General features: G+C 41.0%; 14 protein-coding genes, 1 tRNA gene and 1 pseudogene. 10 read left to right on the top strand and 6 right to left on the bottom strand.

The window, feature by feature from the left end; genetic code table 11:
- Positions 1 to 79 precede the first annotated feature (79 nt).
- From FC56_RS07255 to FC56_RS07265, 3 genes are read right to left on the bottom strand one after another with little or no spacing between them, the layout of a single operon-like run.
- Positions 80 to 424, bottom strand: a complete 345-nt coding sequence (locus FC56_RS07255) for a fluoride efflux transporter FluC (protein WP_056978665.1) — start codon at positions 422 to 424, stop codon at positions 80 to 82.
- Positions 421 to 807 (bottom strand): fluoride efflux transporter FluC, encoded by a 387-nt coding sequence (locus FC56_RS07260; protein ID WP_054670512.1) that lies wholly within the window; start codon positions 805 to 807, stop codon positions 421 to 423. The genes FC56_RS07255 and FC56_RS07260 overlap by 4 nt, the downstream gene beginning before the upstream one ends.
- Positions 807 to 1,463: a DUF190 domain-containing protein gene (locus FC56_RS07265; RefSeq protein ID WP_056978667.1), complete on the bottom strand. Its 657-nt coding sequence runs from the start codon at positions 1,461 to 1,463 to the stop codon at positions 807 to 809. Before FC56_RS07265 ends, FC56_RS07260 begins: the two co-directional genes overlap by 1 nt.
- Positions 1,464 to 1,794: 331 nt before the next feature.
- Between FC56_RS07265 and trpX the strand changes: the two genes are divergently transcribed.
- The 5 genes from trpX (at position 1,795) to FC56_RS07290 (ending at position 7,565) form a co-directional block, all read left to right on the top strand.
- Positions 1,795 to 2,793 (top strand): tryptophan ABC transporter substrate-binding protein, encoded by a 999-nt coding sequence (trpX, locus tag FC56_RS07270; RefSeq protein WP_056978669.1) that lies wholly within the window; start codon positions 1,795 to 1,797, stop codon positions 2,791 to 2,793.
- The gene (locus FC56_RS07275) at positions 2,790 to 3,680 is read left to right on the top strand and encodes an ABC transporter permease (protein WP_056978671.1); all 891 of its coding nucleotides are present in this window, start codon (positions 2,790 to 2,792) and stop codon (positions 3,678 to 3,680) included. The genes trpX and FC56_RS07275 overlap by 4 nt, the downstream gene beginning before the upstream one ends.
- A 1-nt stretch (position 3,681) precedes the next feature.
- Entirely contained in the window at positions 3,682 to 4,455 is a 774-nt protein-coding gene (locus FC56_RS07280) for an ABC transporter ATP-binding protein (RefSeq protein WP_056978673.1), read from the top strand.
- A 222-nt stretch (positions 4,456 to 4,677) separates the two neighbouring features.
- Positions 4,678 to 6,195, top strand: a complete 1,518-nt coding sequence (locus FC56_RS07285) for a YfcC family protein (RefSeq protein ID WP_056978675.1) — start codon at positions 4,678 to 4,680, stop codon at positions 6,193 to 6,195.
- 20 nt (positions 6,196 to 6,215) lie between these two features.
- Positions 6,216 to 7,565: a M20 family metallopeptidase gene (locus tag FC56_RS07290; protein WP_056978677.1), complete on the top strand. Its 1,350-nt coding sequence runs from the start codon at positions 6,216 to 6,218 to the stop codon at positions 7,563 to 7,565.
- 43 nt (positions 7,566 to 7,608) lie between these two features.
- Here the strand turns inward: FC56_RS07290 and FC56_RS07295 are convergent.
- A pseudogene (locus FC56_RS07295) lies at positions 7,609 to 8,890 on the bottom strand (uracil-xanthine permease family protein).
- A 276-nt stretch (positions 8,891 to 9,166) separates the two neighbouring features.
- Here FC56_RS07295 and FC56_RS07300 point away from each other — a divergent pair.
- From FC56_RS07300 to FC56_RS07320, 5 genes are all read left to right on the top strand, one after another.
- On the top strand, positions 9,167 to 9,790 hold the full coding sequence (locus FC56_RS07300; protein WP_054670497.1) for a hypothetical protein: 624 nt from the start codon (positions 9,167 to 9,169) through the stop codon (positions 9,788 to 9,790).
- Positions 9,791 to 9,932: 142 nt separating this feature from the next.
- Positions 9,933 to 10,442, top strand: a complete 510-nt coding sequence (locus FC56_RS07305) for a YbhB/YbcL family Raf kinase inhibitor-like protein (protein WP_056978678.1) — start codon at positions 9,933 to 9,935, stop codon at positions 10,440 to 10,442.
- 71 nt (positions 10,443 to 10,513) lie between these two features.
- Positions 10,514 to 10,993 carry a universal stress protein gene (locus FC56_RS07310; protein WP_056978679.1) on the top strand — a complete coding sequence of 160 codons (480 nt, stop codon included), beginning with the start codon at positions 10,514 to 10,516 and terminating at the stop codon, positions 10,991 to 10,993.
- 133 nt (positions 10,994 to 11,126) lie between these two features.
- Positions 11,127 to 11,993 (top strand): SDR family oxidoreductase, encoded by an 867-nt coding sequence (locus tag FC56_RS07315; RefSeq protein ID WP_056978681.1) that lies wholly within the window; start codon positions 11,127 to 11,129, stop codon positions 11,991 to 11,993.
- A gap of 139 nt (positions 11,994 to 12,132) precedes the next feature.
- Positions 12,133 to 12,642, top strand: a complete 510-nt coding sequence (locus FC56_RS07320; protein WP_056978683.1) for a DUF308 domain-containing protein — start codon at positions 12,133 to 12,135, stop codon at positions 12,640 to 12,642.
- Positions 12,643 to 12,726: 84 nt separating this feature from the next.
- Here the strand turns inward: FC56_RS07320 and FC56_RS07325 are convergent.
- A tRNA-Arg gene (locus FC56_RS07325) sits at positions 12,727 to 12,798 on the bottom strand.
- Between the two features lie 49 nt (positions 12,799 to 12,847).
- Positions 12,848 to 13,174 (bottom strand): hypothetical protein, encoded by a 327-nt coding sequence (locus FC56_RS07330; protein WP_056978685.1) that lies wholly within the window; start codon positions 13,172 to 13,174, stop codon positions 12,848 to 12,850.
- Between the last annotated feature and the right edge of the window lie 57 nt (positions 13,175 to 13,231).

Here is a 13,231-nt window from a genome sequence, read left to right on the forward strand (position 1 = left end):
TAAGCAATGATGCAATAGGAAAACTTGATAGTAAAAAGGAGTCGGCGGGAATCGAACCTGCGTCCAGCGACATCACTACCTAAATCTGTAACCCCAACCACAACAAACTCCAGCCCCCTACATAACTAATTACAAGGTAGGCAAGTAAGCGGCCCCAACTTCTAGCATTGATCAGCATCGCCGCTTCATTCATAAACGTCGAAAAAGTAGTGAAACCTCCCAAGGCTCCCACCCCTAGCAGTAACCAAATTGAATCGCCCCAACCTTGCGCTAGTAATAACCCCATCAAAAAACAGCCGAGTAAGTTAATCACCAATGTTGCTACCGGAAAGGTAATTAAGATGTACTTTTTGACCAAGTTAGAAATACCGTAGCGAGCGCTAGCCCCCACCATCGCACCGCCACCAACTAGTAATAGGTTCATACCGGTCGCCTCCGTTCTACTAATCGGCGGCTAAGCCAAATAGCGGCCCAACTAATTAGTAGGCCACCAAATAAGCTAATGCCATCATATATAAATGCTAACCCATACTGGTGGTGTAAAAACATTTGTAGTGTTTCGTTACTAAAGGTAGAAAAAGTGGTCATAGCGCCGACAAAACCAGTCCCCATACCTACCACTACGCTGCTAGGTAGCTTGCTAACTTCACCAACATAGTGACTAATAAACGCTAACAAAAAACAGCCCACTAAATTCACCACTAAGGTAGCTACCGGAAAACCGTGCGTTGGAGCTAACCACAGGCTAATTCCATAGCGAGTGATGCCACCAAAAAAAGCAAAGCAGGCAACTGCTAAGTAATTCATTAATGTTTCTCTCCTTCATTTTTAATTACTAAACTAGCGCTAGTTTTAAATACCACGCCCTCGGTAACTGCGGTTTCTAACTTCGGCAACAGAGTTTGAGCTTGTTGTTCGGTCATAAAAATATCAATCACCACCGGTACGTTTTTGCTAAATGAAAACTTGGGGCTATATTGTTTGTGTTCCTTACCAAAGCCTTTGATTCCCTTAGTCACCGAAACCCAATCAATTCCGGCTTCTTGCAACGTATTCAAGACAACATCTAAATCAGCTTTGCCGTCACTTTGCTTAACGTTTTTCATAAAAATTTTGACATTCATGTAATCGCTAAGATTATTCTTCAATTTGTCATCCGCCTCCTCCGGTATCGTTGTAACTTCACCACGTTCCACCATCGATTTAATGGTTGGCAGCACTTGAACTAGTTGCTCATTGGGTAAGACGGCTTCTAAAATCAATGGATCGTTATTAAAAGCAGAATCTTCTAAAACATTATCTTGGCGAGCTGTATAATCTGCTAACCCAGTCAAGCTTCTTCTGACCGTTAAGCCAGCCACTTGTTTCTGCCATAAATATCTTTGGATTAGTGTTGCAACGTTTCCCGTCTGATTGTGCGACATTTCTGGCACTAAGACCCGTAATAACGTTCGATTAGCCATCTTAAATTCCCCTTTGTAAATATTTTTGGTTGACGAATGGTACCTAACTAGCTTAATATTAAAATATTCTCACACGAAAGGAAAGATTACTATGACTAATTGTTATGTACTTCAAACTTGGCAAAGCCGGTAACAAGTCACATCGATTCGGATGCGGCTTGATCTTGTTGCGATCAAAAACGCATCCGAGCCGGTAATCTTTCACTAACTAAGGCTGGTCGGATGAAATCCGGCTGGCCGCTTTTTTTCGAGCAATTCCGCCACCGGCTGGATTGCTCGTTTTTTTCGCTGAATTTTGATCACCCACTTTGAAAAGAAAGAAGAAAAAACTATGAAACGAATGTACGGCCTTATCATCATCCTACTAGTATTTTTAGGAGTAGCGTTTGTCAAAGAACAACCCACTTCCTCTCAACAAATTAACAAAACTCCCACAGTTGGGATCTTACAGTTAATGTCTCACCCCGCCTTGGATGCCATTCATAAGGGAATCGTTGCCGGCCTAAAGGACGGCGGCTACACCGAAGGTAAGAACTTGAAGATTGATTTTCAAAACGCTGAAAATGATCAGAGTAACCTGAAAACCATGAGCACCAAGTTTGAAAATGAAGACACTGATATTTCAATTGGAATTGCTACCCCAGCGGCTCAGGCATTAGCCAACACTATCACTAATCGTCCGGTAATTTTAGGAGACGTTACCGATCCTAAGGGTGCTGGTTTGGTTCAAAATAATAAACGCCCAGGTGGCCACATCACTGGCGTTTCTGATCGAGCACCCCTTAAACAGCAACTAGGATTAATCAAACAATTAATGCCTAAGCTCAAAACACTAGGCATCATTTACACCTCCAGCGATGATTCCGCCGTAGCCCAATACAAACAGTTCGTTCAAATGTGTCAAAAAGAGCACATCCAATATAAAGCCTACTCCATCACCAACTCTAATGACTTGAATCAAGTAGCTCAAAAAGCAGCTGGCTCAGTGGATGCGATTTATGTTCCCACCGATAACACCATCGCCGGGGCTATGAGCACCCTATCCGCTGCCGCTGATCAACAAGGGATTCCGGTTTTCCCAGCTGTGGATACCATGGTGAAAAACGGGGGCCTAGCTACTTATAGTGTCGATCAATACCAAACCGGAGTGGCGATTGGTAAAATGACCGCCAAAATTTTAAAGGGTAAGGCTAATCCAGCCACCACACCCATCCAATTTGTCGACACCGGTAAACTGATTATCAACGAAAAGCAAGCCAAGAAGCTAGGTATTAATATTCCTGCTAACTTAATTCAAGAAGCCAAAACGAAGGGAGAACTAATCAAATGAGTATAATCGTATCTGCAATCGGCCAAGGCCTCATTTGGGGCGTCATTGGGTTAGGCCTCTTCTTAACCTTTCGCATTCTAGACTTTCCGGATATGACCGTAGAAGGCACTTTCCCATTGGGGGCTGCGGTGTGTGCCGCTGCCGTTTCTCACGGGGTATCTCCCATTTTAGCTACCCTGTTAGCTTTTGGCGCCGGTACTTTAGCCGGCCTAGCTACTGGACTACTTTACACCAAGGGCAAAATTCCCATTTTATTAGCCGGAATCTTAGTAATGACCGCTACGTATTCTATTAATTTACGAATTATGGGCCGGGCTAACCTTTCCCTATACGGCAAACACACTCTATTCAATGGTCAGTTCCTAAACTCATTACCACCATATTTTAATAGTGTGGTTTTGGGCTTAATCATCATCGCTATTATCACCGCCATCATTATTTACTTTCTCCAAACTAACCTTGGACAAGCTTTTATCGCCACTGGTGATAATCCAACCATGGCCAAATCTTTAGGTATCAGTACTGACAACATGCAAATCATGGGTGTCGGGGTTTCTAATGGTTTAATTGCCTTAGGTGGCGCTTTAGTTGCCCAAAACAACGGTTTTGCCGACGTCAACATGGGAATCGGCGTGATCGTGGTGGCATTAGCTTCGATTATTATTGGCGAAGTGGTATTTGGAGAATTAACGATGAATCAACGCTTAATTGCTACTACCCTCGGGAGTATCCTTTATCGTTTCGTGATTTTAATTGTCTTAACCCTTGGCTTTAATGCTAATGATTTAAATTTGATTTCAGCTATCGTGTTAGCAATCTTTATGATGGTCCCAGCGATGGAAAGTCGCTTTAGACTTAGACACACGTTCTTAAAAGGGGGTAAGTAAAATGACCACTCCATTACTAGAACTAAAAAACGTGGTGGTAACCGTAAATGCGGGAACCGCTGAAGAACTAAACATTATGGATCACCTCAATTTAACCATTAATCAAGGCGACTTTATTACCGTCCTTGGGACCAACGGTGCTGGTAAATCTACTTTATTCAACGTTATCGGCGGCGATTTGCCAATTACTAGCGGTCAAATTTTGCTTAATGGCAAAGATATTTCCCACTTAAGCGTCGAAAAGCGGACCCGCTTTTTAAGTCGTGTTTTTCAAGATCCCAAGATGGGAACGGCTCCGCGAATGACGGTAGCAGAAAACTTACTGCTGGCCCAAAAACGGGGACAGCGAAGAACTCTCCTTCCTAGAAAGCTCAAGCAACAACTACCTTCTTTTGAGGAACTAACGGCTACTATGCCTAACGATCTTCATGAGCGCCTAAATACTCCAACCGGTAAACTTTCTGGTGGCCAGCGCCAAGCCCTTAGCTTCTTAATGGCCACGGTGAAGCGGCCAGATATCTTATTGTTAGATGAACATACCGCTGCCTTAGATCCTAAAACCTCGACTGATTTAATGCGCATCACCAACCAACGGATTACCGAAGAACGGCTTACTTGCTTAATGATTACTCACCACCTAACTGATGCCCTTCAATCTGGTAATCGGTTAATTGTATTAAGCCACGGCCAGATTGTCTTTGACGTCAACGGACAAGCTAAACAAGATTTAACCCAAGAACAGCTTTATGATTACTTTAGTGATTTAGCTGATTAATAAATATTTTCTGAGCAAGACTGCCACCATTGGGCGGTCTTTTTTAGTAATTTCATTGGTACTGCTTTCATTGAACCCGTTGGGCACTATTGCTATAATGATTTTAACAGGGAAAAATAATAAAAATTAATCTCATTATTATTTATTTTCTGCGAAAGTTCATCATTTCACCATATTTATTGTTTATAGTATGTATTAATAATTAGTAAAGGAAGTGACACCATGCAAAATGATACTAAGAAAACCAAGAAGAAGTTTCAGATGCCTTCGGCGTACACAATCTTATTCTTGATTATTATTTTCGTTGCATTGCTCTCTTGGATTATTCCGGCGGGTTCTTATTCCACAGATAAGGCTGGCAACATTATCGCCCATACTTATAAGTCGGTTGCCTCTAACCCTCAGGGAATTTTAGACGTTTTCTCCGCTCCCATTTACGGAATGATTGGAAACGATAAAACTGACGGAGCTATTTCGATTTCGCTATTTATTTTAGTGATTGGTGGCTTTTTAGGAGTTGTCAATCAAACTAGAGCATTAGATGACGGAATTGCTTCAATTGTTACCCGCTTTAAGGGTCGTGAAAAATTGCTTATTCCTATTTTAATGATCTTATTTGCAATTGGTGGTTCTACTTATGGGATGGCTGAAGAAACAATTGCCTTTTATCCCCTATTAATCCCAGTAATGATTAGCGTTGGGTTTGATTCGCTAGTCGCAGTTGCCATTGCGCTAGTGGGTTCTCAAGTAGGTTGTTTAGCATCTACTGTTAATCCATTTGCCACCGGTGTAGCTTCACAATCCCTGAATATTTCTCCGGGTGATGGCTTACTATCACGGATCGTCCTATTAGTAATCTCCGTTGGAATTAGTATTGCTTATGTTTATCACTATGCTTCTCAAGTTGAAAAGGACCCCAAACGGTCTTACATTTACAACCAACGAGAAGATGATCTCAAGAGATTTGCGTTAGATACTAAAAATGTGGATCAAGAAGGCATGACTGGGCGCCAAAAGACCGTCTTAACTATCTTTGGTCTCACTTTCTTTATCATGATTTTAGGTTTAGTTCCTTGGGACAGTATTAATCCTAAGTGGACATTCTTTAACAACTTTGCTAAATGGCTACAAAACTTGCCAGTAATCGGCGATATCATCGGTTCCAATATTGTCCCATTTGGTTCCTGGTACTTTACCGAAATTACTACCCTCTTCTTAATGGCTGCAGTGTTAGTAATGTTTATCTTTAAGATGAAAGAAGCTACTTTTATTGAATCATTCATGAACGGGATGAGCGACTTCTTGGGAGTTGCTATCATCGTTGCTGTTGCTCGTGGTATCCAAGTGGTTATGAACGACGGTAACATTACTGCCACCGTTCTTCACTGGGGTGAAACCGGTCTTTCCAACTTAGGGTCAGCATTATTTATTATCGTAACCTTCATTTTCTATATCCCAATGTCATTCTTAATTCCATCCACTTCTGGATTAGCAGCAGCTACGATGGGAATTATTGGACCAATGGGTAAGTTTGCTGGCGTTGATCCTAGCTTAGTAGTGACTGCTTATCAAAGTGCCTCAGGTTGGGTAAACTTGATTACTCCAACTTCCGGGGTGGTTCTAGGAGCTTTAGCCATTGCTCACGTGAACATCACCGATTGGTGGAAGTTCATGTTTAAATTAATGATCTACTTATTTATTTCTACGGTTGCCTTTCTAGCAATCATGACCTTTATCTAGACGTTTAGGAGGCTTATCAAATGGACAAAATTGTAACTGAAGAACAACAGCAACAAGCAATTGAAGCGTTAAAAAGAATGGTTCAACACCCATCTTATTTAGACCAAGATCATAGTGCCGCTGGGGCTCCGTTTGGTCCTGGGATTGCCGCTGCCTTAGACGAAATTCTTGCTATTTGCCAAGAAATTGGCTTTAAAACCTACCGTGACCCAGCCGGTAATTATGGTTACGCTGAAATTGGTGAGGGCGACAAAATTTTCGGAATTATTGGTCACGTTGACGTAGTGCCTGCAGGCGACGCCAGTGATTGGGACAGTGATCCTTATCAAGCTACCATTAAGGACGGTTATATCTATGGTCGGGGAACTCAAGACGATAAAGGCCCTTCAATAGCAGCTATCTTTGCAGTTAAAGCCCTAATGGATGCTGGTTACCAATTTAACCACCGGATTCGGTTTATCTTTGGGACCGATGAAGAAAATCTCTGGCGTGGGATTGCCGTTTATAACCAAAAAGAAGCCCCAATTGATTTAGGAATTGCTCCCGATGCGGAATTTCCGTTAATCTATGCGGAAAAAGGCCTTGAAGAAGGTTACTTAACTGGTCCTGGTAGCTCAGAATTTACGTTGGAAATGCAAAATCCATTTAACGCTGTTCCTGCTAAGGCCAGCTATAACGGTCCTAAGTTAGCTGAAGTTAAAGATGCACTCACTAGGTACCACTTTGACTTTGTTGATAATGCTGACGGTGGGATTACGGTTACTGGTAAATCCGTCCACGCGATGAATGCACCAGAAGGAACTAACGCTGTCTTAAGATTAGCTATGGCATTAGACGAAGTCTTTCCATCTAAACCCCTAGATTTCATTGGTAAGCTCTTCAAAGAAGATGCTACTGGCGAAAACGTTTTGGGCAAAGTAGCAGACGAACAATCTGGTCAACTAACCGCTAACATTTCTACTTTAACTGTTAGTCCCCAAGAAACTAAGATGCAACTAGATATGCGAATCCCAGTAACTATCGATCGCGATGAGTTATTAGCTCAATTACGGACAGCAATCGCTCCGTATGAACTAGCTTATGAAACCTTCGATTATCTTGCTCCCCTATACGTCCCAACTGATAGCGAATTAGTCAAGACTTTGATGAGTACCTACGAAGAAATTACTGGTGATCAAACTCAACCTCAAATTTCTGGTGGTGCTACTTATGCCAGAACTATGAACAACTGCGTGGCTTATGGAGCTATGTTACCTGGAGTTCCTGATTTTATGCACCAAGTTAACGAAAATTGGGAACTAGCTAAGATGTTTGAAGCAATGGATATTTATGCCGAAGCTATCAAACGCCTTTGCACCACAACCAAATAATTATCAAAATAAAAAAGGTGACTCTCTGCTAGAGTCACCTTTTTTATTTTTCGCTAGCTGCTTCTTGAGGCATAATCAGGTTCAAAATAATAGCAATAATGGTAGCTAGTGCCAGACCAGTAAATTGGAAACTCCCCAGCTGCAAGTATGCGTTTCCTACTCCGATTACTAAAGTGGTAGAAGCAATCATCAAGTTGCGTTTTTTCCCCAAATCAACATGGTGGTCAATCATCACTTGAATACCAGAGGTGGCAATCGTTCCAAATAGCAAGAAGCTAATTCCTCCGATGACGGGCAATGGCATTTGCATAATTAATACATTGAGCTTGTTTACAAAGGCAAACAACATGGCAAATACCGCGGCCCCCATCAAAACATAGACGCTGTGTACCTTGGTAATCGCCATTACGCCAATGTTTTCACCATAACTAGTAACTGCTGGTCCCCCAATTAACCCCGCTACTAGTGAAGCCACCCCGTCTCCAGCTAACGTTCGGTTAAGCCCAGGATCCTTGAAAAAATTTCGGTGGGTGAGTTCATCTAACACCATAATATGCCCCATATGTTCGGTCATCGTCACAAAGGCAATCGGAGTGATGGTAATGATGGCGCCCCAATCAATTTTAAACGGATAAGAAAGTCCCGGTACTTCAAACGGTGGCAACTTAAACCAAGGTGCGACAGCTATGGCATGTAAATCAACGATTCCACAAGCAATCGAAATAAGATAGCCCCCCAACAATGCCAAGTAAGATTGGAATCAACCCAATCAAACCTTTAAACGCCATGTTAAAGAAGATCGCCAACCCCAGCGTAGCCAAAGCAATCAAGAAATAAGTAAGATCATAATGATTATTTTTCATCATTGCGTCAGTAGCAGCACTACCCGCCAGTGACAGACCAATTACCATGACAATGGGTCCCACCACAATCGGTGGTAAAAGTTTATCTACCCAGTCTGCTCCTACTGCCCAGATAATTCCGGCTACAAGTAGATAAACCAGGCCCACGCCGATTACCCCCTGAGCAATTCCTGGGTAGCCCGTGGTTTTCATCAAAGCCAACATTGGAGTAATAAACGCAAAGCTCGACCCCATATAAGCGGGAATTTTACGTTGGGTAATCATAATATGTAACAGCGTTCCAATTCCTGATGAAAATAAGGCAATGCTAGGACTCAAACCCACCAACAAGGGAACAATCACCGTTGAACCAAACATGGAAAACATGTGCTGTAAGGACAATCCCGCCCATGCTAACGGACTAGGCTTATCGTGAATATCTAAAAGTGCTGAATCGTCATGAAAATCAGAATTTTGTGCCATATTGTCACCCCACTAGTTTTTAACTAATCAAAAAGCGCCCGCTGCCAGTAAGCAGCGGACGCAGTACGGTGATGATTACACTTTTCCCGTCTAACCGATTCGCAAAGATCTTACTGGCCTCTCTGGACCAAGTTAAAGATTAGTTATTGGAGTAAGTATAGTGAATCCGGTGATTAGCTGTCAAGGCTTTTAGTAAATTTTCGTCTTTATCCATTTTCTGGTATAATAACAATTACAGTAGTGTTTAAGTGTCATTGAAAAGTAAGGGATTAAAAATTGAAAAATTCAGATGATAAACCTCAGTATAAGACCTATGACTTTAACACCGATGCACAACGTAAGGGCCAACATCGCAGAAAAACAACGAATTATCTGCATGGTTGGTGGATCGGATTTCTAATCATTGCGATTGCTCTAGGAATCGTTTATGGTATTAACTTGTGGCAAAATCATGCCCATCCAGTAGCTAATACTGCAGTAGTCTCCCAAAAATCTAAACGCCAAATTGATAAAATTACGGCGGCTACCAAAAAAAGTGCAGATCGTGATGCGGCTGCTGATAAAGTCGAACGATTCCGCGGTCAACTAAAAAAACAAAATAATGACGGCTTAACGAGCGAACAACGAACTAACTTACAAAAACAAATTGATCAAGAATCAAATCAAAGTGCTCAATCACAGGAACAGACGTTACTGGACAATACTCCTACTAAACAGGTACCTGAAAGTAAGGCTGCTCCAGTAACTGATCCATTTAGTCAAACGCATACTTTTAGTACGATTGCTGATGCCAAAAATTGGGCTAATGCTACTAAAACTGAATGGCTAAAAGCTGGTTATTCCGACTATACAATTACTGCTAATGGTCAGGGATACTACGTCTTGAGGTTTTTAAAATAATTAAAAGATGGCTAGATACCTAATAGGTACCTGGTCATCTTTTTTAGTTATTATTAGCTTAACCTTACTTTTTCAAGTTAAATATTAGAGCCCAGCCACAATCTGGATTATAATAGGATTAGATGTTAAGGAGGTACCTTATATGAAAATTCAAGTACCACTCGAAGCTGGCCAATTGGCCGATCGTTATTCCAAATATGCTACACCGGCTAATCAAATCGATAATACTCCCATTGTTTCTTTTCCAATTCATATCAGTGATACTCCTGAGAAAGCGAAAACTTTGGCGTTAACTTTACTAGATTGGGATGCAATCCCAGTTAGTGGCTTCCCTTGGATTCACTGGATTGCAGCTAACATTCCAGCAGAAGTCACTGATATTCCAGCTGACAATAGTCAAAATCCCCTAGTTTCAATGGTTCAGGGACGCAACAGCACTGCTGGTTCCCTAGTGGGAAATCAAAATCCAATAACCGCCTTCCGTTATAACGGACCACAACCACCTAACAAGCCACACAATTACCGGTTAATGGTTTTTGCGCTCGATACTAGTTTGGATTTAGAAAATGGCTTCTGGTTAAATGAACTGCAGCACCAAATGCAGGGACATATTTTAGACACGGCTGAGTTTATTATTCCGGCTCGTAACTAAAATTTAAAATTTCAGAAAAACTAAAGTTAGTGATATAATATACTTATTAATGAGTCCGGGAGGTTTTGCAAATGAACACTCACTATTCCAATGTTTTAGTTCCCCTTGATGGATCAAAACAGGCAGAAATGGCGCTACAAAAGGGTGCCAAAATTACTGTTACCAATAAAGGCCACCTTGATATTTTGATGGTTTTAAACACATCCCAATACGGATATAGCTATGGTGGCTTGGTAGATGGTGATGTTATTAACAATCTCGTTGATGACAGCACTGCTTATTTAAAGCAACAATTAGCTGACCTACAAAAGAAATATCCCGAACTAAATGCCGATATTCACATTCGGTTTGGTAATCCTAAAACCGTTATTAGTTTTGAATTTCCTAAGGACTACCATAGTGATCTAATCGTCATGGGAGCTACTGGAATGGGACGTTTGCAACGAGTCGTTGAAGGTTCTGTTACAGCATTTGTTAACCGTAACGCTACCTGTGATGTTATTGTAGTTCGTACTGATCTAAATAATGAACCAATCCAAAGTGCAAAATAAAAGGGCAAGCAGATGATAACCGATCGTCTGTCTTGCCTTTTTTACTAACGATAAGTCCAATTTCTTGCACCTCTTGTAAAAGACGTTATCATAAACATAAGCCTTAAATTCGAATAGAAACGGAGTCCGTATTATGAAATATGCTATCACGGGTGCCACTGGCCACTTTGGCCAACATGCTATTAACACCTTATTAACTAAAGTCAATGCCAGCGATGTCGTCGCCATTGTTAGAAACATTAGCAAGGCTCAAGAATTATTACCAGCTGAGGTTACTATTCGCCAAGCTGATTATACTGATCCAGAGCAATTAACTACTGCGTTAACCGGCGTAGACAAATTACTATTCATCTCCTCACAACCAGGAGCAGCCGTTCCCCGCTTACAACAACACCTTAACGTAGTCAATGCTGCAAAGGAAGCTGGAGTTAGCTTTATTGCCTACACCAGTTTTCCCCATGCTGATAAAGCCACTTCCCCACTTTCTGCCGATCATAAGGCTACGGAAGCTGCTATTGAGCAAACTGGTATTGCCCACAGTTTTTTAAGAAATAATTGGTACCTAGAAAATGAACTAGGATTAATTTTAGCCGTCAACGCAGGCAAACCATTTATCTACTCTGCTGGTGATGGTAAAGTAGGCTGGGCATTAGAACAAGACTATGCCGAAGCAGCTGCGCTAGTACTAACTACCGATAATCCTAAATCAGTATACGAATTTGCCGGTCCTAGTCACACCTTTTCAGAGCTAGGAGCTGTGGTGAGTGAACAAGCCGCTAAAAACGCCCATGTTAGAAGCGTTTCGGATGCAGAATACGCTGACTATCTTAGATCTGAAGATCAACTAGATGACCAGTCCATCGCAACCATCTTAGCTATTCAAGACTTAATTAGAGCTGGTGAATTATCAGAGGATACCAATGATTTGGCAACTGTGCTACAACGCCCCATCGCTTCTTTAGGTGAAATGGTCAAGGACGTTATGAAAGAAGACCGCTAAGCACAAAGAGGAACTTGTTATTGAGTTCCTCTTTTTATTTTTAAGCATTATTTTCTCAGATTAGTTATCTATGTAGTATATTGGACTAGAGGGTTATCATAACCTAATTATTAAAAATGGTTTGATTGGGGGAATCAACATGCAAGAACGAATGAATGGATTTGATCCGTTTGAATTAGTTATTGGGATTTTAAGTGTCATCGTTTCTATTATTAGCTTAAGAAATCCACTATCTACTTTCGGATCAGTTGTCATTATCGCCGGAATCGTATCAATTATTGTCGGGTTATACAAATTATTTAGTGTCAGACCTTACGCGGAAAGTAAAGGTTGGCTAACTTTTAACGCCATTTTAGATATTATTATCGGAGGATTGATGCTATTTAATAATGTCTTTGGCTTTTTATTCGTGGCCATCGCTTTTGCCATTATGTTTCTAACAGATTCTTTTACTACTTTATGGGCCGCTAGTTTTATTAAAGACGACAACCGCGGTCTATATATTTGGGATATTATTATTTCTATTTTAGGAATTATTTTGGGGATTTTCTTGTTACTTTCTCCAGCATTATCAATGATTTCCTTATCGTTCATGATTGCCGTTTTGTTCATGACATTTGGAATTGAAATGATTGTTCATTCATTTTAAGTTAAACAAAAAGCTGGAAACTAAATAGTTTCCAGCTTTTTTTAAATCACAACATAATTAGTTCTGATTTAGTGCCCCTGCCAATGCGTCCCCCGAGAATCGAACTCGGATCATGAGGACCGAAATCTCATGTGCTATCCATTACACTAAGGACGCCTTACAAGGTCTATCATAGCAAATTAAATTCCAAATTTCAATTCACGACTTATTGTTGCATTGCGATATTACCAGCTTGATCTTCTAAAAAGGTCAATAATTTATCAGCATCTGTATTAAAATCGGCCAAAAAGCTTTCGCCATTAGGTTTAATAACGTTAGAAATTTTGCCGGTCACCCCGATTACTTCTAGATTACCGTCGTTAAACCGTACTGTATCATAGTGGCCCTCTTCAGCGTAATCTAAATACCGTTGAAAGATTTCGGTTAAAACCGTTTGAAAAAATTGGTTTTCATCCGTTTCCGGTTCGTGGACTCGTTGTACAGCTAATGCCTCTTGAAATTCAATGGGGGTAGTTGGTAAATTTATTAACATAATCAGTCTCCCTTCTTCTGTTACCATACTAACATTTTTAACTTTTTTTCGCTGATG

The organism is Lentilactobacillus senioris DSM 24302 = JCM 17472, from assembly GCF_001436555.1.
Lineage (GTDB): Bacteria > Bacillota > Bacilli > Lactobacillales > Lactobacillaceae > Lentilactobacillus > Lentilactobacillus senioris.